Annotated in this window: 21 protein-coding genes and 1 pseudogene; 5 read left to right on the top strand and 17 right to left on the bottom strand. The window is 66.4% G+C overall.

Annotated features, from left to right (window positions below):
* The first annotated feature begins 289 nt into the window (after window positions 1-289).
* The gene (locus ACW179_RS09010; RefSeq protein ID WP_492063956.1) at window positions 290-1,069 is read left to right on the top strand and encodes an EAL domain-containing protein; all 780 of its coding nucleotides are present in this window, start codon (window positions 290-292) and stop codon (window positions 1,067-1,069) included.
* Here the strand turns inward: ACW179_RS09010 and ACW179_RS09005 are convergent, their stop codons facing one another.
* The 14 genes from ACW179_RS09005 to rplK all read right to left on the bottom strand — a co-directional run bounded on the left by ACW179_RS09005 (window position 1,070) and on the right by rplK (window position 11,993).
* Window positions 1,070-2,128, bottom strand: a complete 1,059-nt coding sequence (locus tag ACW179_RS09005; protein ID WP_492063955.1) for a WD40/YVTN/BNR-like repeat-containing protein — start codon at window positions 2,126-2,128, stop codon at window positions 1,070-1,072. It abuts the gene before it with no gap.
* 51 nt (window positions 2,129-2,179) lie between these two features.
* Window positions 2,180-2,860, bottom strand: coding sequence for a type 1 glutamine amidotransferase domain-containing protein (locus tag ACW179_RS09000; RefSeq protein WP_492063954.1), 681 nt, complete (start codon window positions 2,858-2,860; stop codon window positions 2,180-2,182).
* Window positions 2,861-3,057: 197 nt separating this feature from the next.
* Window positions 3,058-4,689, bottom strand: a complete 1,632-nt coding sequence (locus ACW179_RS08995; protein WP_492063953.1) for an ATP-binding protein — start codon at window positions 4,687-4,689, stop codon at window positions 3,058-3,060.
* An 8-nt stretch (window positions 4,690-4,697) separates the two neighbouring features.
* Window positions 4,698-5,501: an alpha/beta fold hydrolase gene (locus ACW179_RS08990; protein WP_492064277.1), complete on the bottom strand. Its 804-nt coding sequence runs from the start codon at window positions 5,499-5,501 to the stop codon at window positions 4,698-4,700.
* 206 nt (window positions 5,502-5,707) lie between these two features.
* A complete protein-coding gene (rplL, locus tag ACW179_RS08985) occupies window positions 5,708-6,085 on the bottom strand; it encodes a 50S ribosomal protein L7/L12 (protein WP_492063952.1) in 378 nt (125 codons plus the stop codon).
* A 45-nt stretch (window positions 6,086-6,130) separates the two neighbouring features.
* Window positions 6,131-6,649 carry a 50S ribosomal protein L10 gene (gene rplJ / locus ACW179_RS08980; RefSeq protein WP_492063951.1) on the bottom strand — a complete coding sequence of 173 codons (519 nt, stop codon included), beginning with the start codon at window positions 6,647-6,649 and terminating at the stop codon, window positions 6,131-6,133.
* 465 nt (window positions 6,650-7,114) lie between these two features.
* The gene (locus tag ACW179_RS08975; RefSeq protein WP_492063950.1) at window positions 7,115-7,840 is read right to left on the bottom strand and encodes a hypothetical protein; all 726 of its coding nucleotides are present in this window, start codon (window positions 7,838-7,840) and stop codon (window positions 7,115-7,117) included.
* 114 nt (window positions 7,841-7,954) lie between these two features.
* Window positions 7,955-8,536, bottom strand: coding sequence for a hypothetical protein (locus ACW179_RS08970; RefSeq protein WP_492063949.1), 582 nt, complete (start codon window positions 8,534-8,536; stop codon window positions 7,955-7,957).
* A gap of 197 nt (window positions 8,537-8,733) precedes the next feature.
* The gene (locus ACW179_RS08965) at window positions 8,734-8,973 is read right to left on the bottom strand and encodes an HTH-like domain-containing protein (RefSeq protein WP_492063948.1); all 240 of its coding nucleotides are present in this window, start codon (window positions 8,971-8,973) and stop codon (window positions 8,734-8,736) included.
* Window positions 8,974-9,123: 150 nt separating this feature from the next.
* On the bottom strand, window positions 9,124-9,339 hold the full coding sequence (locus tag ACW179_RS08960; protein WP_492063947.1) for a DUF4287 domain-containing protein: 216 nt from the start codon (window positions 9,337-9,339) through the stop codon (window positions 9,124-9,126).
* Entirely contained in the window at window positions 9,329-10,561 is a 1,233-nt protein-coding gene (locus ACW179_RS08955) for a TIGR03862 family flavoprotein (protein ID WP_492063946.1), read from the bottom strand. Before ACW179_RS08955 ends, ACW179_RS08960 begins: the two co-directional genes overlap by 11 nt.
* Entirely contained in the window at window positions 10,561-10,737 is a 177-nt protein-coding gene (locus ACW179_RS08950) for a type II toxin-antitoxin system VapB family antitoxin (protein ID WP_492063945.1), read from the bottom strand. The genes ACW179_RS08955 and ACW179_RS08950 overlap by 1 nt, the downstream gene beginning before the upstream one ends.
* A gap of 133 nt (window positions 10,738-10,870) precedes the next feature.
* Entirely contained in the window at window positions 10,871-11,557 is a 687-nt protein-coding gene (rplA, locus tag ACW179_RS08945) for a 50S ribosomal protein L1 (protein WP_492063944.1), read from the bottom strand.
* A 4-nt stretch (window positions 11,558-11,561) separates the two neighbouring features.
* Window positions 11,562-11,993 carry a 50S ribosomal protein L11 gene (rplK, locus tag ACW179_RS08940; RefSeq protein WP_007661528.1) on the bottom strand — a complete coding sequence of 144 codons (432 nt, stop codon included), beginning with the start codon at window positions 11,991-11,993 and terminating at the stop codon, window positions 11,562-11,564.
* A gap of 296 nt (window positions 11,994-12,289) precedes the next feature.
* Between rplK and ACW179_RS08935 the strand changes: the two genes are divergently transcribed.
* The 3 genes from ACW179_RS08935 (at window position 12,290) to ACW179_RS08925 (ending at window position 16,127) form a co-directional block, all read left to right on the top strand.
* Entirely contained in the window at window positions 12,290-13,654 is a 1,365-nt protein-coding gene (locus tag ACW179_RS08935) for a pectate lyase family protein (protein ID WP_492063942.1), read from the top strand.
* Between the two features lie 48 nt (window positions 13,655-13,702).
* Window positions 13,703-14,770 (top strand): glycerophosphodiester phosphodiesterase, encoded by a 1,068-nt coding sequence (locus ACW179_RS08930; RefSeq protein ID WP_492063941.1) that lies wholly within the window; start codon window positions 13,703-13,705, stop codon window positions 14,768-14,770.
* A 64-nt stretch (window positions 14,771-14,834) separates the two neighbouring features.
* Window positions 14,835-16,127, top strand: coding sequence for a hypothetical protein (locus ACW179_RS08925; protein WP_492063940.1), 1,293 nt, complete (start codon window positions 14,835-14,837; stop codon window positions 16,125-16,127).
* On the opposite strand, the pseudogene ACW179_RS08920 reads toward ACW179_RS08925, so the two are convergent.
* Both ACW179_RS08920 and ACW179_RS08915 read right to left on the bottom strand, forming a co-directional pair.
* Window positions 16,128-16,244: pseudogene (locus ACW179_RS08920) on the bottom strand (hypothetical protein); the annotation flags it as partial.
* Window positions 16,244-18,097: an ABC transporter transmembrane domain-containing protein gene (locus ACW179_RS08915; protein WP_492063939.1), complete on the bottom strand. Its 1,854-nt coding sequence runs from the start codon at window positions 18,095-18,097 to the stop codon at window positions 16,244-16,246. The pseudogene ACW179_RS08920 and the gene ACW179_RS08915, both read right to left, overlap by 1 nt.
* Before the next feature lie 110 nt (window positions 18,098-18,207).
* Between ACW179_RS08915 and rpmE the strand changes: the two genes are divergently transcribed.
* Window positions 18,208-18,432 (top strand): 50S ribosomal protein L31, encoded by a 225-nt coding sequence (gene rpmE / locus ACW179_RS08910; protein WP_421739259.1) that lies wholly within the window; start codon window positions 18,208-18,210, stop codon window positions 18,430-18,432.
* A 140-nt stretch (window positions 18,433-18,572) separates the two neighbouring features.
* Here rpmE and rcdA read toward each other — a convergent pair whose 3' ends face one another.
* Complete coding sequence (rcdA, locus tag ACW179_RS08905; RefSeq protein ID WP_492063938.1) at window positions 18,573-19,082, bottom strand: protease adaptor protein RcdA; 510 nt, start codon at window positions 19,080-19,082, stop codon at window positions 18,573-18,575.
* Between the last annotated feature and the right edge of the window lie 137 nt (window positions 19,083-19,219).

Below are 19,219 nucleotides of genomic sequence, written 5' to 3'. Positions count from 1 at the left end.
GAGCCGGCGGATATAGGCCAGCCCAAGGGGGATGGAAAGAGGAAATGTTAGGAAATCTGCAAGGTCCCCCTCACCGCCTGGCGCGCCAGGCCTGATGATCGGTGCTTTGTGTTGTTTTCAAATAACGCGTTATCTGTCCAAGCGTCTCTGCGCCCTGGAATTTGCCAGACCTGTCGTTTCAGCCCTGTTCCAGAGTCCAAGATCAGTCGTCGCTGGCAAGAAAGCGTAATTTTAACCGGTGACGTCTTACGCTTTGACTTCAATGGGCAGTGCTAGCCAGGAGCCAGGCATGACGTCAGCGACAGGTTGCAACGGCTGCAAGGACGGTGCCCGCTTTGACACCCCGATCACGATGGCCTTCCAGCCCATCGTTGACGTAAAGACCGGAACCGTTTTCGCCCACGAAGCCCTGGTGCGGGGCGCGGGCGGTGAAAGCGCGATGAGCGTCCTTGACCAGGTGTCGGAAACCAACCGCTACGCCTTCGATCAGACCTGCCGCGTCACGGCGATCGAACTGGCCGCCCAACTACGGATGGCCGATCAGGGCGCCCACCTTTCGATCAACTTCCTGCCCAATGCCGTCTACGAGCCCCGGGCCTGCATCCGGCTGACCCTCGCGGCGGCGATGCGTACCGGCTTCCCGGTCAATCGCATCATCTTTGAGTTCACCGAGGCCGAGCGGCTCGACACCGATCACATCCTCAACATCCTGCGCAGCTATCGCGCCATGGGTTTCAAGACCGCGATCGACGACTTCGGCGCCGGCTATGCGGGACTGGGCCTGCTCTCAAGGTTTCAGCCCGATATCGTCAAGCTCGACATGGACCTGATCCGCGGCATCGATACCAGCACGGTCAAGCAGACCATTGTCAGCAGCGTCCTGGGCATGCTGCGCGACCTTGGGGTTACACCGCTTTGCGAGGGCATAGAGACCCTGGGCGAATATGAGGTTCTGCGCGATCTGGGCGTGGACCTGATGCAGGGCTACCTGCTGGCCAAGCCGGCCCTGGCCGCCCTGGCTATCCCGACCCTGCCCGGCCAGGCGATAGCGATCACCGCCGTGGCCTGATCAGGCCCGCCAGAGCCCGACCGTTCCGCCCGGACCACCCAGCACGGCCGTCTTCCGGTTCATAAGACGCACAACATTATAGGGCTGCGCCGTGAGGCGCTCGAAATGGCCTCCGTCCCGGCTGGCAAGGGTTCCGGAGAGGCCCGTGGCCAGTACCGTCGCGCCGGTCGTGGCGATCGAGGACAGATAGCCGGGCGGCGCATCGACGGCCTGAAACTGGTCCCCGCCAGGGGCCAGCCACGCCAGATTGACGCCCCTGGCCGTCGGGGCCTTGTAGTCCCCGCCGCACACCCAGAGCTCGCCATGCGGACCGAAGGTCAGGGCGAAGGCCCCCTGGGTGGGGCTCTGGGCGGGGATGGGGGTCTCGAAGATCTGGAACCGCCGCAGATGGCCGTCGCGCGACAGGAAGACCCGGGCCCGGCCGGCCCCGCCCGTACAGAAGGCCAGCTGCCCCTTGGGGCCGACAGCCAGGCAGCCGTTGCTGGCGGCAAAGGCCGCCTCGCCGGCGGCCGGGGCCGGGATCAGACCCCGGGGTGCCGGGGTCCAGCTGGCACCCCCGTCGCGGGTGATCAGCAGGGTAAAGCCCTCGCCGGTCGGATCGCCGAGGATGTAGCCGGTGCGACCGTCCGGGGTGAAGACCAGGGCATCCCAGAAGCCGGCAGGATTGGCATTGATCATCTCCGCCGCCCAGGTCAGCCCGCCGTCGCGGGTCCGCCAGAGCTGCGAGGCCGGACCGGGACCGGCGCTCATCGCCAGCACATGGTTCCGGTCAAAGGCGTGCAGTCCCCGGAAATCCAGCCCCTCGGCACCACCCGGCCGGACCACGGTCAGGCTGCGGCCCCGGCCGCCCTGATAGAGCACGCCGTTCGACCCGCTGGCCCAGTAGCCGTGCCGGACGATCGAGAGACCGCGCAACTGGCTGACCGCGCCCGGCTCGAGCATCTCGATATGGCCGGCAGGCAGCAGGCCGGCCTTCGCCGGCCCGGTCAGGCCCGGAGCCATCAGGGTCGCCGCCGATCCCGTCAGGGCGGCGCGGCGGGTCAGGTCGGACAGAATCATGGCTCAGCTCCCGTGCGCCATGATCCTAGACCCAATCGGACCTGCGGCGATCTAGGCCTTCAGCAACGCCAGCAGGGCTTCAGCCGCCGGCCGCGACGAGGCCGGGTTCTGGCCGGTAACCAGTTGGCCGTCGGTCTGGACGAACGGGCCCCAGTCTGGCCCCTTGGCATAGATCCCGCCCTTGGCCTGCAGCATGTCCTCGACCAGGAAGGGCACGACCTTGGTCAGGCCGACGGCCTCTTCCTCGGAATTGGTAAAGCCGGTCACCGCCTTGCCCGAGACGAGGGGCTCGCCGTCCGGCCGCCGGACATCGCGCAAAACGCCGGGGGCATGGCAGACTGCGGCCACGGGCTTGCCTGCGGCAGCGAAAGCCTCGAGCAGGGCGATTGAGTGCGGGTCGGTGGCCAGGTCCCACAGCGGGCCGTGGCCTCCGGGATAGAAGACCGCGTCAAAGTCTGCGGCCTTCACCCCGGCGAGAGGAACCGTATGGGCCAGGGCCTTCTGGGCCTCCGGATCGGCCTTGAAACGGCGCGTGTCGTCGGTCTGGGCGTCGGCGGCGTCGCTCTTGGGATCCAGCGGCGGCTGTCCGCCGGCGGGCGAGGCCAGGACCAGGGTCGCGCCGGCATCCTTCAGCGCATAGTAGGGCGCGGCCAATTCCTCCAGCCAGAAGCCTGTCTTGTGACCGGTGTCGCCGAGACGATCGTGCGAGGTCAGAACCATCAGAATGTGCATGGGAACTCGATGCGTTTTGAAACGGGAGGGGCCGATATGGGCATGAACCTGGCTACCGTAACCCCCGGAGGCGCGAGACGTTGCGCGGCCGTCTCCCGGCCTCCGCCGGGCGGCTCATGCCCCTGCGCTGCTGGCGGCCACAATCGGGTTGAGGCCGCCCGCTTCGGATAGGGAAACCAGCCGATGGGACGAACGATTCAGTCGCCGCCGGCCAGCAGGGCCTGACGGACGCCGGCGATCAGGCTTCCGGGGGTGATCGGCTTGGAAATGTGCAGATCGGCCCCCGCCTCTGCGCCCTGAACCCGGTGCTGCTCCATGGCGTTGGCGCTGAGCAGCGCGATCGGTGTGCGCACGCGAGCCGGATCGGCGGCTTCCAGCGCGCGGAAGGCGCGGGTGGCGGTCAGCCCATCCATCACGGGCATCTGCATGTCCATCAGCACCAGATCAAAGGTCTGACGCTGGAAGCACTCAAGCCCCAGATGGCCGTTGCCCGCGATCTCAAGCTCCACATGATGTGGCGCAAGTATCAGGGCGACGATCTCCTGATTGATGTCGTTGTCCTCCACCAGCAGGATCCGCAAGGCCGGCCCCGCAGCCAGACCGGCCGCCTCGGGCTCGCTCTTCGCCTCCACCGGGGCGGAAGCTGAACCTGAAGGGGTGCTGGCGTCAGCGGCGGGCCGCTCCAACGGAACATCAAAACTGAAGGTGCTGCCCGCTCCGGGCTGCGATCGCACCTGGATTTGACCGCCCATCAGATCCAGCAGCTGCTTGCAGATCGACAGACCAATGCCCGTGCCGCCGAACCGCCGGGTGATGCTGTTGTCGGCCTGGCTAAAGCGATCAAACAGGCTGGCCGCCAGGCTTTCATCAAAGCCGATGCCGGAATCCTGCACCGCCACCCGCAGGCGGCTCAAGGCCGACGAGGTCGCGTCCGGCTCGACGTCTACCGTCAGGCTCACCTCGCCCTCGGACGTGAACTTGATGGCGTTGGACAGAAGGTTGGCCAGCACCTGCTGGAGGCGAAGCCCGTCGCCCAGGAACAGGCCCCGTGTCGCCTCGCTCAGTCGCAGGGTGAAGGCCACGCCCTTCTCGGCGGCGCGAACCCCCATCAGGTTGGCGATGCCCCGGATGCAGGCGTCCAGGTCGAAAGGCCGGACCTCGATGGACATCAGGCCGGATTCGATCTTGGCCAGATCCAGCACGTCGGAAACCAGCCGCTCCAGGAGCAGGCCGGAGGTCTCGATCATCCCCAGCATGTCACGCTGATGGGGGGACAGAGGCGTTGTCGCCAGGACGCCGGCGACGCCGACCACCGCGTTGAGCGGCGTGCGGATCTCGTGCGACATGTTGGCCAGGAAGTCGTCCTTGGCCTTGCTGGCCGCCTCCGCCGCCTCGCGCGCCGCTTCGGCCTCGCGCCGGGCCTTGAGAATCTCGGCCTCGTACTTCCGGCGATCCGAGGCCGGGAACACCGCCAGCCGAATGACGCCCTGCCCGCGCTCCAGGTCGCCGATCAGTTCGGCGTTGAGGAGGACCGGCGCCCGAGCGCCGCTGGCCGTGACCAGATCGAAGGCCACCTCATCCACCCGCCCCTGCATCCTCAGAAGCGGCGCGACATGGGTCTCGAAGTAGATCCGCCCAGCCACCGTCAGCAGGCCAGGAAACCCCGTCGCACCGATCATCGACTCGGCTGATCGCCCCACCAGTCCGCTGAAGTAGCGATTGCAGGCCGTCAGGACATAGCCCGGCCCCAGCACGGCCAGCCCGCAGGGGGCCAGGTCGAACAGCGCGTCGAGATTTGAGCCAGCGGCAGTGGTAGGGGGGGGCGGCACGCGTTTCCTTAGCCGGCGCGCGGACCGAGATCGTTCAGATAGGCGCGCATGGCCGCGATCGTCGCCTCGGGCGCGCTCAGATGCGGACAGTGGCCGGTGGCGTCCAGCGTGGTCAGGACGCTGCCCGGAATCGCCGCCTGGACATAGCGCCCCACAACGGGCGGGGCGATGCTGTCTTCAAGGCAATCAATGATCATGGTCGGCGTCGCCACCGCAGTCAGGTCTTCGCGAGAATCCGACAGGAAGGTGACGCGAGCAAACTGCCGGGCGATGTCGGGATCGGTGGTGCAGAAGCTGTTCGACAGCTCTTCCGCCAGCTCCGGCCGGTCGGGATTGCCCATGATCACCGGGGCCATGGTCGTGGACCAGCCCAGATGGTTGGCGTCGAGGAAGTCCAGGAGTTCGTCGATGTCGGCGCGGGCGAAGCCGCCGACATAGTCCGCGTCGTCGATATAGCGGGGCGACGGACAGATCATGATCAGGTGGCCAAACAGGCCGGGCCGGCGCGCGGCGGCCAGAACGCCGATCATCGCGCTGACCGAATGGCCGACAAACACCACATCCTTGAGGTCCAGCGCGTCGCACAGGGCCACGACATCGTCCGCATAGCCGTCAAGCATCGCGTATTTGTCGCGATCATAGGCCGACAGGTCCGAACGCCCCGCGCCGACATGGTCAAACACGACAGTCTTGAAGTCAGCCGCGAAGGCCGGCGCAACCAGCCGCCACATGTTCTGGTCACAACCGAAGCCGTGCGAAAACACCATCGGGCGCACGCCCTGGCCTGAGATCTGAACCGCATGCTTCTCCACAAGGGTCAAAGCGATTCTCCTGGACGAAGCTGAGGGAAGTTACGCGTGCGGAACAGGCATGGCAGACTTTTTTGTCCGGTCAAGGTTTCGCCAGCGGCGTCTCGCGGGCCATGAAAAACGGGCCCGGAGGTTTCCCTCCGGGCCCGCTCTTGAAGTCTGGTTCCCGACCGGGGCCGGGGCAAGTCCGTTCGCCGAAGCGAGCGGTCTTACTTCACGACGACGGTCGCGCCGGCTTCGGTCAGCTTCTTGGCGACTTCTTCGGCGACTTGCTTGGAGACGTTTTCGACGACGTTCTGCGGAGCGCCTTCGACCAGGTCCTTGGCTTCCTTCAGGCCGAGGTCCGGACGGACGCCGCGGACTTCCTTGATCACGTTGATCTTCTTGTCGCCACCGGCGGTCAGAACAACGGTGAACTCGGTTTGCTCTTCAGCAGCTTCGACCGGAGCAGCGGCCACGGCGGCGGCGGCGGCGACCGGAGCGGCGGCCGAGACGCCCCACTTTTCTTCCAGCATCTTCGACAGATCGGCGGCTTCGAGGACCGACAGGGTGGACAGTTCTTCAACCAGCTTTTCGAGCTTGGACATGTTCAGTTTCCTAAAACGAATGAGGGATGTACGCGGAGATGACCGTTAGGCGGCGTCTTTGGTCGCATAAGCGTTGAAGACGCGAGCAAGTTGGCCAGCCGGGGCCTGCAGGACGCCAGCGATCTTGGTCGCGGGAGCCTGGATGAGGCCGATAAGCTTGCCACGGACCTGGTCGAGCGACGGCAGCGTGGCGAGCGCCCGCACCGCAGCTTCGTCCAGAACCGTCGTCTGGCCCAGAATACCACCGACCAGCTTCAGCTTGTCGTTTTCCTTGGCGTACTGGGTGACGATCTTGGCGGCGGAGACCGGGTCCTTGCCGAAGGCGATGGCGACCGGGCCGGTGAACAGGGCGTCGCCCGCTTCACCGATCGAGCCACCGAGGGCCTTCTGGACCAGGGTGTTCTTCACCACCTGGAACGTGGCGTCTTCCTTGCGGAGACGGGCACGCAGTTCAGTCATTTCCGCAACGGTCATGCCCATGTAGTGGGTCACGACGACAGCGCCGGCGTCGGCGAACACGCTTTTCAGCGCCTCGATCGACTCCTGCTTTTGAGCGCGGTCCATTGCGGTCTCCTACTCAATGACAGCGGCCGGACCATTCCGGCAGCCAAATGCCGCGCGCATGAGGGATCGCTCCCGCACGCGAGTTGCATCAGCCTGTTCCAAGGAAAGTCAGCCGCGCGTCCCATCCGTTTGCAGGAGGAATTGCGTGGTCTTGTCCATCCCTGTCTCCCGACGGCGAGGAAGGGCTCTTCCTCATTTACGGCGTTGGTGACCCCACGCCCCGCTGTTCACAAACAGGTCTTCGCCGGGCGAGCCCGACGGAGAAGCGGGGCGTATAGACGGTTTGGGGGGGGATTTCAACAGGGGGTGTGCGTTGGCCGATTATCCCTCTTTTGGAGGGAGAGGAATTGGGCGGGCGCGGCCTAAATCGTTCGAGCTTGTTGTTTAACGATAGAGGGCGTCTCCTGGTTTACCGGGCGTATTACCTGACCCGATGGATTCGCCTTGAGCGGGCCGGCCTCGCAGTCATTCCGGCCGGCCGGTGGGTGCGTAATAGAGAATCCCGCTTACCCCCCAGGACTCATAGAGCTCCCGCTTCGGCATCCACATCACGTAGGATCCGGTCGCCGCCGACAACTGGTATTCGTCTGGAACATCGGCACCAATTTCGGGATCGATCCCATATTTCCGCAAGCCTGTCCGAATGAGCCGCAGGTTCTCCTGCATCGTCGCCTTACGTTCAGGGGAAAATTCTGGGTGCAACGCCACCGACTCTTCCGGGGTCGGTATGCCGCCGTGAAAGCCCAATTGCGTGAAGTCAAAGACGATCTTCTTCTGGGCGAGAGGCACCAGCAGCGAAGTACAAGCAGATAGGCATGTCCGATAGGTGATCAGTGTCACACCAGATGCGCGCAACCGCTCGCCAATGTGGAAAGCAGAGATCCAGTAGCCCCCTCCCGAAGTCACGACCACAGCCTCAACGCCGGTGAGGGTGTCAGCGCCGACCAGGTCTTCCATCTTGGGGTTCAGCGGCCCCGAGACGCACAGAACGTCCTGGACGCGCACGACGCTCGGGTTGGTGACGCTCTGCAGGGGGCAGAGCGAGATTTTATGCCAGGCATAGGCGCGATTCAGCGCCTGCTCGCCGCTCATCTCATAGGCGCTGGCGGGTAGCGGATCGGCGAGCCGCGTTTGCAACGGGCCATCGGCCGGCAGCAAAGTAGCCGCAGCGAGGATAAAGTTGATGAGCAAGCGGCACCTGTCGATCCTGGGCTACGACTTTAAACCGGGCTGCCACAAGACGGAAACAAGGACACACCCTTTAACGTCAAACAGCAGACGGGCTATTTCCGCCGGACCGCCGCCCTAGCGGGTCAGGAGCAGCGCGAGGGCTTTCTCGGCATCGGCGCGCTCACTGAAGCTGGGTGATCTCAGACGGTTGTCGACAGGGTTGGTCCCGCGCAGGCTGGCGAGCGGGTCTCGCAGGACCGCCAGAAGACCCATCAGGAAGGGCGTGCTTTCGAGGCCCGTTTGGACAGTTCCGCCGGGCGGCAGGCAACATACCAGCTGATAGGTCTTTCTATTGGACTCGTATTCCTCGTTCTCGACCACCTCGCTCCCGTCCAGATCCTCCAGCCCATAGGTTTTGACCGAGGCCTGGCTGAACAGTTGATAGGTGATGGTCAGATGCCCGGGGCGGATCTCCCAGGTCTGGTCGGGGGCCAGCGCAGAGCCCGCTGCAAAGGCCAGGGTGACCGACAGCCCGCCCAGCATGATGAAGCCAAAGAACAGGGTCAGAAACGTCGGCGGCCAGAGGGCCGGGCCCAGTTCGACCAGAAGGATGATCGTACCGACGACACCAACCCCGCCAAAAATCAGGCGCATGGAGTTTGGAAACAGGTGGGAAACGACGATGGGGTCGCTTTGAACGTGCGGTGCGGCTTCCATGGTGCCGACTTTACACGTGCTACCTTTAGGAAGGGTGTGGATTGATATGTTAACAATATCGAACAAATGCGGACACGGCCCGCTCAATATCTCAGTGTTGAGGCATGAGACACGCGGACAAGAAAAGCGTGAAGCATGGACCCAATTGACCACTTACATGATCTATAACAATAAATATTGCGCCCCCCATACTCGCTTCATATCTTTGATACGTCTAGTCCCGCAGCGATCAGCCTGGGAGCGATTTTCTTCATTTTCGAGAACTCAGTCCCAAACGCAGGACCGATCTCAAGCACTTCACAAAACTCTCGACCGGTTATGTTATTGAGCACCTCTGAGTGCTTAATTACCTGTAGGTGCAGCTCAGCGATATAGCTGTTCCGCGGCGAGCCTTCGATTGCTGCCTTGATTTCACGCATCGTTGAAAAGATTGCCATCTTGGATCTCCAGACCGACCTATTGGGTAACAATATTCTAGCATTATGCTAAATGCAATATGCTTTCCAGGGTTGCTGCGAGTTTGGAGTTACGGCCCACCCATCTCGCCTACTGCCCTCTATTTGGACCGCCGACCACCCAACCTGAACCTACTTCAGGCCATCTTCTGCCAGCGTATGGGCCACCACCGCATTGGCATGACCATGCCCCAGGCCGTGGTCGGTCTTGAGCATCGCCACCAGGTCCATGTGCCGGGCCGGATAGGCTGCGCGGACCACGGCCTGCCAGTCGGCGATCGGGCGGCCATAGGTCTTTTCAATCGACGGGAAATAGGACGCCGGCCCCTTCACCTTGTCATCGGCCATGTCGTTCCTCCTGCTCCAGTTTCGCCAGGGCCTGCCGGGCCGCCGCCACGCCGGTGGCGAAACAGGCCTGCAGCAGGTAGCCGCCGGTGGGGGCCTCCCAGTCCAGCATCTCGCCGGCCACGAGGATATCCGGCGCTGCTTTCAGCGCCAGCCCGTCCAGCGACTCCAACGTCAGGCCACCGGCCGACGAGATGGCCCGGTCCAGGGGCTGGACGCCCGTCAGCGTGACCGGCGCGGCCTTGATCGCGGCGGCCAGGGCGGCCGGTTCGGCCGGCAGGTCCAGACCATGGGCCTCGCGCAGCAGATTGACCTCGACCGGCGACAGGTTCGCGGCCTTGCGCAGAAAATTAGCCAGCGACTGGCCCGCGCGCGGCCGGGCCAGTCGCGCCGTCAGGGTCTCGACCGACAGGTCGGGCCGCAAGTCGACCTGCACCACCGCCCGCCCCTCACGCCCGATGGCCTCACGCGGGGCCGCGCCCAGGGCATAGACCGCCCCGCCCTCCAGCCCGTAGCGCGCGACCATGGCATCGCCGCGTGAGGTGGCTTCACCCAGCCGCAGGGCGACATTCTTCAGCGGCTCGCCGGCGAAGCGGTCGCGAAACACCGGGCTCCAGTCCACGTCGAAGCCGCAGTTGGCGGCCTGGAACGGCGTGACGCCCGCGCCTCGCGCGGCCAGCAAAGGCGCCCAGGCCCCGTCCGACCCCAGCCGCGCCCAGCTGGCGCCGCCGAGCGCCAGGATGGTCAAGCGCGGGCGCGCCGTATCCATCCCGTCGGGGGTCGCGAACGCCAGCGCGCCCTCCCCCGTCCAGCCTCGCCACTCGGTCCGGGTACGCAAGGAGACGCCCTGCCCCTCCAGCCGCGCCAGCCAGGCCCGCAGCAGGGGCGAGGCCTTCATCACCTTGGGAAACACCCGGCCGCTGGCCCCGACGAAGGTCTCAGCCCCCAGGCCATCGGCCCAGGCCCGCAGGTCGGCCGGGGTGAAGGCCTCAAGCATCGGGGCCAGGGCCGGGGACGCCGCGCCATAGCGGCCCGCGAACCGTGCGAAGTCTTCCGAGTGGGTGAGGTTCAGCCCCCCGCGCCCGGCCATCAGGAACTTGCGCCCGAAGGTCGGCATCTTCTCGAACACGCTCACCGACCGCCCGGCGGCGCTGAGCACCTCGGCGGCCATCAGCCCGGCCGGCCCGCCGCCGATCACGGCGACGTCTAACAGGGGATCAGCCATCACGCGGGTTGTTCACCCGGCGATTCTTCCGCGCCCGCCGACAGCTGTCCGGCGGCTTCACGCGCCAACGCTTCCTTGACCGCGATCTTCACGGCCTGGCTCAGGGTAACGCCACGCTCTTGAGCGAAGAGCTTCACCAAGGCGCATACCTCTGGATTGGCGATATGCAGAGCCATGGGCGGCGCCTCGACAAGCAATGGACAGCGAAACCCTATCATCCGGCGGCCCCTCGCCAAAGCCCGTCCCCGAACGCAAAACGGGCGCTGGATCACTCCAGCGCCCGTTCGCGTAATCAAAAGCTCGAAAGGCTTAGGCGACCGACGAGGTGTCGACCTTGAAGCCCGGGCCCATCGTCGAGGACAGGCCGATGCGCTTCACATAGATGCCCTTGGCGCCCGAGGGCTTGGAGCGGTTCAGCGCTTCGATCATCGCCTTGACGTTGATCAGCAGGGCTTCGTCGGTGAACGAGACCTTGCCGATGCCGGCGTGAACGATACCGGCCTTTTCGACGCGGAACTCGACGGCGCCGCCCTTGGCGTCCTTCACGGCCTGACCGACGTTCGGGGTCACGGTGCCGACCTTCGGGTTCGGCATCAGGCCGCGCGGGCCCAGCACCTTACCGAGGCGACCGACCAGGGCCATCATGTCCGGCGACGCGATGACGCGGTCGAAGTCCATGAAGCCGCCGGCGATCTTTTCGTACAGGTCTTCGGCACCGACGTGCTCGGCGCCGGCCGCGAGGGCTTCGGCAGCCTTGGCGTCCTTGGCGAAGACGGCGACGCGAACGTCGCGGCCGGTGCCCGACGGCAGGTTGACGACGCCGCGGACCTGCTGGTCGGCGTGGCGCGGATCGACGCCGAGGTTCACCGAGATCTCGATGGACTCGTCGAACTTGGCCTTGGCGTTGGCCTTGACCAGGGCGATGGCGGCGGCGGCGGTGTGAACGGCGTCACGGTCGCCGGTCCAGGCCTGGATGCGCTTGGGTTGCTTGGCCATGGTCTTAGGCCTCCACGATCTTCAGGCCCATGGCCTTGGCGGAGCCTTCGATGATCTTGGCCGCAGCCTCGAGATCGTTGGCGTTCAGGTCCTTCATCTTCTTTTCAGCGATCTCGCGCAGCTGGGTGCGGGTCACTTCGCCAACGGTCTCGCGACCGGTCAGCTTGGCGCCGGACTTCAGGCCGGTGATCTGCTTCAGATAGTGCGTCGCCGGGGGCGTCTTGGTGACGAAGGTGAACGACTTGTCTTGGTACACGGTGATCACGGTCGGCAGGGGGGTGCCCTTTTCGACGTTCTCGGTGCGCGCGTTGAACTCCTTACAGAAGCCCATGATGTTGACGCCGCGCTGGCCCAGTGCGGGGCCGATGGGGGGCGAAGGCGTGGCAGAGCCGGCCTTCACCTGGAGCTTGATATAGCCCAGGATCTTTTTAGCCATTGTATCCTCTCAAGAAAACCGAGCTAACGGCCTTCAGTGGTTGGCCGTGGTGCGGGCTTGGCGTCCCTTCCACGGATTTGAACCCGCCATAACGACGAGCACGCCCAGGGACAGAGTCCTTGAGCGAGGCGCGGCGTGTAGCAGGTGGGGCGGGGCGAGTCCAGCGCGGCGCAGACCGCCAACGGTGGCGTACGGGCGCAATGACACCGGTGGACAAAGCGCCGAGGCAACGGCATTTTCAAGCCCTCACTATAGAAGGCGCGCAGCCAGACGCCGCCGCTCCCGGGGATGAAACCATGCGCCACCCGCGCCGCGCCGCCAGTCTTGCCGTTCTGGCGCTGAGCCTTTCGGCCTGCGCCTCCGCGCCATCCCTCGCCGCGCCCCGGGAAATCGTCGCCTTCCCCGGCGCAGAAGGTGCCGGTCGCTTCAGCCTGGGCGGACGCGGCGGGGCGGTGCTGCGGGTGACCAACCTCGACGACGCCGGCCCCGGCAGCCTGCGCGCCGCCGTCGAGGCCAAGGGCCCGCGCACCGTGGTGTTTGACGTGGCCGGAACCATCCAGCTGAAGACGCCGCTGAAGATCTCCGAAGGCCGCATCACCCTCGCCGGCCAGACCGCGCCGGGCGGCGGCATCACCCTGCGCGACCAGACCCTGATCGTTTCGGCCGACGACGTCGTGATCCGCTTCATCCGCTCGCGCCTGGGCGCTGAGAGCAAGACCGAGGGCGACGCGATCTGGGTGGCGAAAGGCCGCCGCATCATCCTCGACCACGTCTCGGCCAGCTGGTCGGTGGACGAGACCCTGTCGGCCTCGGCCCGCTTCGACCCGCCGGAAAACGGCTTCTATGACCTGACCGTGCAGTGGTCGATCATCAGCGAAAGCCTGGCCAAGTCGATCCACGCCAAGGGCGACCACGGCTATGGCAGCCTGGTGCGCGGCGGGCGCGGCTCGAAAATCACCTTCCACCACAATCTGTGGGCCAACCACGTGGCCCGCATGCCGCGACCCGGCAACTATGAGGGGCCGGACAAGGACCCTGTCGGGGCCTTCATCGAGTTTCGCTCCAACCTCTTCTATAACTGGGGCGGCAGCCATGCGGGCTATGACGCCGACAAGGCCGCCCTGGTGGCCTACAACTTCGTCGACAACGCCTATGTCAGCGGCCCCGACACCAAGAAGCTGATCGCCTTCAACGAGAGCAACAGCCTGGCCAAGGCCTTCTTCGCCGGCAACAGCCTGAACGGCGAGATCCCGGCCGATCCTTGGAGCCTGACCAACGGCGTCCAGGTCGAAGGCTGGCGGCAGGCCGAGCCGATCGACATCGCCCCCGTCACCCCCGATCCGGCCGCCAGCGCCGCCGCGCGCATCCTGGCCGAGGCCGGGGCCTCGGTCAGCCGCGACGCCGTCGACCTGCGAGTGGTTGCGGGCGTGAAGACCCGCACCGGCAAGATCATCGACACCGAGCAGCAGGTCGGCGCCTGGCCCGTCCTGGCCCCCGGCAAGGCAGCGCCCGACACCGACGGCGACGGCATGCCCGACGCCTGGGAACGCAGCAGGGGCTTCAACCCCGCCAAGCCCGACGGCGCGGCCCTGGCCAAGGACGGCTCGGGCTGGACCAATCTCGAACTCTGGCTGGCCGACGCGGCGAAGGTGCGGGGTTAGGCAAAAGCCCCTCGCCAAACCGTCACATCCGGGCGCTAAATTCCGCTCATGACTCTTCTGACCCGTCGCGCCCTGACCACCGCCGCCCTTGCCGGGACCTTCCTGCCCGGCCTCGCCCGTGCCGGGGGCAAAAAGCCCATCGTGATCGCCCATCGCGGGTGCAGCGGCGAGCGGCCCGAGCATACGGCCCTGGCCTATGAGCGCGGCATCGAGCAGGGCTGCGACTATATCGAGCCCGATCTGGTGCCGACCAAGGACGGCCACCTGGTGGCCCGGCACGAGAATGAGATCGGCGGCACCACCGATGTGGCCGCCCGCCCCGAATTCGCCGCCCGCAAGGCGACCAAGACCATCGACGGCGAGAGCGTCACCGGCTGGTTCACCGAAGACTTCACCCTGGCCGAGATCAAGACCCTGCGGGCCCGCGAGCGGCTGCCGCAGCTGCGCCCGGCCAGCGCCGCCTTTGACGGTCAGGCCCAGATCCTGACCTTCGACGAGGTGGTCGCCATCGCCAAGGCTGCCACCCAGCGCACCGGCCGGACCATCGGCGTCTATCCGGAGATGAAGCACCCGAGCTATTTCGCTTCCATCGGCCTGCCCGTCGAAGGCCGCGTGCTGGACGCCCTGAAGCGCAATGACCTCAACTCGGCCACCGCTCCGGTGTTCGTGCAATGCTTCGAGGTCACGCCGCTGAAAACCCTGCGGCCGCAGACGCGGGCCAGGCTGGTGCTGCTGGCCGATGCCGAGGGCGGCCCGCCCGACCTGCCAGGCGTCAAATATGCCGACCTGCTGACCGCCGAGGGCTTGAAGGCCGTGGCCGCCTATGCCGACGGCCTGGGGCCCAACTGGCGGCTGGTGGTGCCCACCGACGGCAAGACCCTGGGCGCCCCGACCCGCCTCGTCGGCGACGCCCATGCCGCCGGCCTGCAGGTGCACCCCTGGACGGTGCGGGCCGAAAACTACTTCCTGCCCGAGACCCTGCGTCGCGGCGATCCAGCGGCCGCCGATTTCCTGGCCCGCCACGGCGACTGTGAAACCGTACTGAAGGCTCTCTATGCCGCCGGGGTGGACGGCGTGTTCAGCGACTTCCCCGCCCTGGCAGTCGCGGCGCGCTGAGGCCTCTTGCGGCCGGGCTTGCAGATGTGAACAGTGCCGCCTCGTTCTGGTATCGAGGCGCTTCATGATCATCCGTCTGGCCGGCCTGACCGCCGCTCTCCTGCTGGGTGCCGCCGCGCCCGCCCTGGCCGCTGAACCGGGCAAGCTGGACGCCATCGCCAAAGAGTTTGTCGCCCTGACGCTGGAGGCCGGCGAGCGCGAGCCCGGCTATGTCGACGCCTATTATGGCCCCAAGGCCTGGGCTGAGGCCGCCAAGGCCGCGCCCCGCGCCGTGCCGGCCCTGAAGGCGGAGGCCATCCGCCTGACCGCCGCCACCAAGGCCATCCCCGATACCGCCCTGTCGCCCGACGAGCGCCGCCGCAAGGCCTTCTTGCTGGGCCAGCTGAAAGCTGCCGAAACGCGCCTGGCCATGCTGGAAGGCACGAAGTTCAGCTTCCAGGAAGAGGCCGAGGGCCTGTTTGGCGTGCGCCCGCCGCTCAAGCCGCTTTCGAGCTATGACCCGATCCTGGCCCGCATCGACAAGCTGGTCCCCGGCCAGGGCGATCTGACCGCCCGCATCGACGCCTTCCAGGCGAAATACACGATCCCCGCCGACCGGCTGGAGCCGGTGATGAAGGCCGCCATCGCCGCGTGCAAGGCGCGCACGGCGGTCTTTATCCCCCTGCCGCCCGGCGAGAAGTTCGACCTGGCCTTCGTCACCGGCAAGCCGTGGAGCGGCTACAACTGGTACAAGGGCGGGGCCCACAGCCTGATCGAGATCAATACCGACCTGCCTGTGCCGATCAGCCGCGCCGTCGATCTGGGCTGCCACGAGGGCTATCCTGGCCACCACGTGCTCAACGCCCTGCTGGAAGAGAAGCTGACCAAGGGCAAGGGCTGGGTCGAATTCTCGGTCTATCCGCTGTTCTCGCCGCAGTCGCTGATCGCCGAGGGCTCGGCCAATTACGGGATCGGCCTGGCCTTCCCCGGGGCGGAGAAGGTCAAGTTCGAGCGCGAGAATCTCTATCCGCTGGCGGGCCTGGATCCAGCGACCGCCGACGCCTACGACGCCCTGATGACCGCCAAGGCCGATCTGGCGAGCAGCGAAAACACCATCGCCGACGCCTATCTGTCGGGGAAGATGGACAAACAGGCCGCCGTCGCGGCCCTGGCCAAATACGGCCTCAACTCCGTCGCTCGCGCCGAAAAGCGCCTGAGCTTCATCGAGATCAACCGGAGCTATGTGATCAACTACAATATCGGCCAGGACATGGTCCGCGCCCATGTCGAGCGGGCGGGCAAGACCCAGGATGCCCGCTGGAAGGCGATGGCGGCGGTGATCAGCGAGCCGACGACGCCTGCGGATCTGGCGAAGTAAGATCCTCCCCCAAAAGGGGGAGGTGTCGGCGAAGCCGACGGAGGGGGAAGTCTCGGCCGAGTCATTGCCGACTTCCCCCTCCGGCCTTCGGCCGCCTCCCCCTTCAGGGGGAGGATTTAAGCCGCCTCCACCCCGAACTGCAGCCGCGCCAGGCGTGAATAGAGCCCACCGCGCGCCGAAAGCTCGGTGTGGGTGCCCTGCTCGACCACGCGGCCGTTTTCCATGACCACGATGCGGTCGGCCTTGAGCACGGTGGCCAGGCGGTGGGCGATGACCAGGGTGGTGCGGCCGCTCATGGCCGCGTGCAGGGCCTGCTGGACCAGGCGCTCGTTCTCGGCGTCCAGGGCGCTGGTGGCCTCGTCCAGCAGCAGGATCGGGGCCTGGCGCACCAGGGCCCGGGCGATGGCCAGGCGCTGGCGCTGGCCGCCCGACAGGGTCTTGGCGCGCTCGCCCACCGGGGTGTCGAAGCCCTGCGGCAGGGCGGTGAGGAAGCCCGTGGCCTGGGCCGCCTCGGCGGCGTCGCGGGCCTCGTCCTCGGTGGCGTCCTCGCGGCCGAAGCGGATATTGTCCATCGCCGTGCCCGAGAACAGCGGCGAGTCCTGGGCCACCAGGGCCATGCGGGCCCGCACCTCGGCCGGGTCGGCGTCGCGCAGATCCACGCCGTCGAGGCGGATGACGCCCTCCTGCGGGTCATAGAAGCGTAGCAGCAGCCGCAGGACGGTGCTCTTGCCCGCACCTGAGGGTCCGACCAGGGCCACGGTCTCGCCGGGCCTGACGGTCAGGTCAAAGCCGTTGAGGGCCGGCAGGTCGGGGCGACCGGGATAGGCGAACACCACGTCCTTGAAGGTGATGGCCCCCGAGGCCGGGACGGGTAGGGTCGCGGGCTTTTCCGGCGCGGCGATGCCGGGTCGCGAGTTGAGCAGGTCAGAGATGCGCTCCATCGCCCCGGCGGCCTTCTGCACGTCGCCCCAGACCTCGCCCAGGGCGCCGATCGAGCCGGCCGTCATGATCGCCAGCAGGGCGAACTGGGCCAGGGTGCCGGCGGTCATCTCGCCCGACAGCACCAGATGCGCGCCGGTCCACAGCAGCAGGGTGATCCCGCCGAAGGCCAGGACGATGACCACGGCCGTCATGCCGGCCCGCGCGCCGACCCGCTTGATCGAGGCCTGATAGGCCGTCTCGACGGCGGCTCCGAACCGGCCGGTCGAGCTTGCCTCACGCCCGAAGGCCTGCACGGTATCGAGCGCATCGAGGCTCTCGCCGGCATAGCCCACGGCGTCGGCGAAGCGGTCCTGGGCGGTCACCGACAGCTTGCGCACCTTGCGGCCGATCAGGAACATCGGGGCCAGCACCACCGGCACCATCAGCACGATGAACCCCGCCAGCTTGGGGCTGACCACGGCCATATAGCCCAGGCCGCCCAGCAGGCTGAGGCTGTTGCGCAGGGCGATGGAGGCCGACGAGCCGACCAGGGTCTCGACAATGGTCACGTCGGTGGTCAGGCGCGACAGCACCTCGCCGGTGCGGGTTTTCAGGAAATAGGCCGGATCAAGGGTCAGGGTATGGCCATAGAGCTTGCGGCGCAGATCGGCCACGACCCGCTCGCCCAGCCGGGTGACGAAGAAGAATCGCAGCGAGGTCGCCACCGCCAGCACCAGGGCCACAGCCCCCAGGCCGATGAAGGCGCTGTTGACGGCCGAGGCGGCGCCGGCCGCGAAACCCTTGTCGATCACGCCCTTGAACGCCGCCGTCAGGCCCAGCGTGGCTCCGGTGGAGAACAGCAGGAAGAAGCCGGCGGCCAGGGCGTCGCCCACATGCGCACGCACGAAAGGCAGCAGATGGGCCAGGGGCCGCACGTCCTTGCGGCGGGGCCTGCGGGCGGCGGCCTCGGCCATGCCCTGGACCAGTTCCGCCCCGGCGCCGGGGCGTCCCTCGACCGAAATCTCCCCGCCGTTCACGTCGGTCATCAACTGTCCCTTGCCAAAATCGCGTGCGTTCTTTATAGCCGCGCCTCTTCGAGGGCCACCCGCAAGGGCGTCCGCTCACCAACTTTCACACCGCCAGTCGGTTGGACCGCCCGATGAAACAAGACATTCACCCCGACTATCACTTCATCACCGTCACCATGACCGACGGCACCAGCTATCCGACCCGTTCGACCTACGGGAAAGAAGGCGCTGTGCTGGCCCTGGACATCGACCCGCGCGTTCACCCCGCCTGGACCGGCGGCAACGCCCACATGCTGGACCGTGGCGGCCGCGTCTCGCGCTTCAACGCCAAGTTCGCGGGCTTCACCAAGAAGTAAGCACTTCTCGCCGCAAGGGCGACGAAAAGCCGGCTCCGCTCTCGCGGGCCGGCTTTTTCTGTGTCCGCTATTCTGGACAACAAAAAGCCCGCCATCTCGCTTTGAGATGGCGGGCTTTTTGTTGGCGTCGATGGGGTTCGTTACCCCCCGAACGCCGCCGTCAAACGGTCGAACTGGGCCTGCACCGGGCGCGGGGCCTCTTCGGTGGCGAGCTCGACATACATGCGCTTGTCCAGGTGGCGCACCCGCTCGTACAGCCGCTCAGAGCGCTGCAGCAGATTGACCAGGCCGTAGGGCAGTTCCTCGACCGCCGCGACGGCGCCGGCGCCCTCTTCGGACAGGCGATAGCTTTCGGCGCAGGCGGCCTCGGCGGCCATCTCGCCTTCCTTGACCGCCCGTTGCACCAGCAGCCACGAGGCCACCTGCATCAGGCGGGTGGTCAGGCGCATGCTTTCGGTGGCGTAGGCCAGGGCGGCGTTGCGCGAGAGGATCTTGCTGTCATGGCGGCCCGCGCCGTCCAGATAGCCGGCGGTCTCCTCGACCAGCTGCATGCCCTCTTCGAACGTGCGGTCGAACAGCTCGGATTTCGCGAAGTCCTGGATGACCCCCGCGCGCCAAGGGGCCGCCGCGGATGCGTTCAGATCGGTCATAGGTACTCAATGCCCCTTCGAAAGGCCGCGAGAACGTCTCGCCTGGCGATGGAGCTTGCAACCCTCATGCCAAGACAATCCGTCCCGTTTCGCGACCCGCCCCCTTCGATCCAAACACGCGGAAACAAGGCAGCCTG

The sequence above is a fragment of the Caulobacter sp. AVps18 genome, assembly GCF_058681425.1.
Note: the sequence above shows the minus strand (reverse complement) of the source record. Positions and strands in the feature narration are given on the sequence as shown.

Coding starts and splice junctions, on each gene's coding strand:
- ACW179_RS09010 (WP_492063956.1), top strand. CDS start 290: ATGACGTCAGCGACAGGTTGCAACGGCTGCAAGGACGGTGCCCGCTTT.
- ACW179_RS09005 (WP_492063955.1), bottom strand. CDS start 2,128: ATGATTCTGTCCGACCTGACCCGCCGCGCCGCCCTGACGGGATCGGCG.
- ACW179_RS09000 (WP_492063954.1), bottom strand. CDS start 2,860: ATGCACATTCTGATGGTTCTGACCTCGCACGATCGTCTCGGCGACACC.
- rplL (WP_492063952.1), bottom strand. CDS start 6,085: ATGTCCAAGCTCGAAAAGCTGGTTGAAGAACTGTCCACCCTGTCGGTC.
- rplJ (WP_492063951.1), bottom strand. CDS start 6,649: ATGGACCGCGCTCAAAAGCAGGAGTCGATCGAGGCGCTGAAAAGCGTG.
- ACW179_RS08970 (WP_492063949.1), bottom strand. CDS start 8,536: ATGGAAGCCGCACCGCACGTTCAAAGCGACCCCATCGTCGTTTCCCAC.
- ACW179_RS08965 (WP_492063948.1), bottom strand. CDS start 8,973: ATGGCAATCTTTTCAACGATGCGTGAAATCAAGGCAGCAATCGAAGGC.
- ACW179_RS08960 (WP_492063947.1), bottom strand. CDS start 9,339: ATGGCCGATGACAAGGTGAAGGGGCCGGCGTCCTATTTCCCGTCGATT.
- ACW179_RS08955 (WP_492063946.1), bottom strand. CDS start 10,561: ATGGCTGATCCCCTGTTAGACGTCGCCGTGATCGGCGGCGGGCCGGCC.
- ACW179_RS08950 (WP_492063945.1), bottom strand. CDS start 10,737: ATGGCTCTGCATATCGCCAATCCAGAGGTATGCGCCTTGGTGAAGCTC.
- rplA (WP_492063944.1), bottom strand. CDS start 11,557: ATGGCCAAGCAACCCAAGCGCATCCAGGCCTGGACCGGCGACCGTGAC.
- rplK (WP_007661528.1), bottom strand. CDS start 11,993: ATGGCTAAAAAGATCCTGGGCTATATCAAGCTCCAGGTGAAGGCCGGC.
- ACW179_RS08935 (WP_492063942.1), top strand. CDS start 12,290: ATGCGCCACCCGCGCCGCGCCGCCAGTCTTGCCGTTCTGGCGCTGAGC.
- ACW179_RS08930 (WP_492063941.1), top strand. CDS start 13,703: ATGACTCTTCTGACCCGTCGCGCCCTGACCACCGCCGCCCTTGCCGGG.
- ACW179_RS08925 (WP_492063940.1), top strand. CDS start 14,835: ATGATCATCCGTCTGGCCGGCCTGACCGCCGCTCTCCTGCTGGGTGCC.
- rpmE (WP_421739259.1), top strand. CDS start 18,208: ATGAAACAAGACATTCACCCCGACTATCACTTCATCACCGTCACCATG.
- rcdA (WP_492063938.1), bottom strand. CDS start 19,082: ATGACCGATCTGAACGCATCCGCGGCGGCCCCTTGGCGCGCGGGGGTC.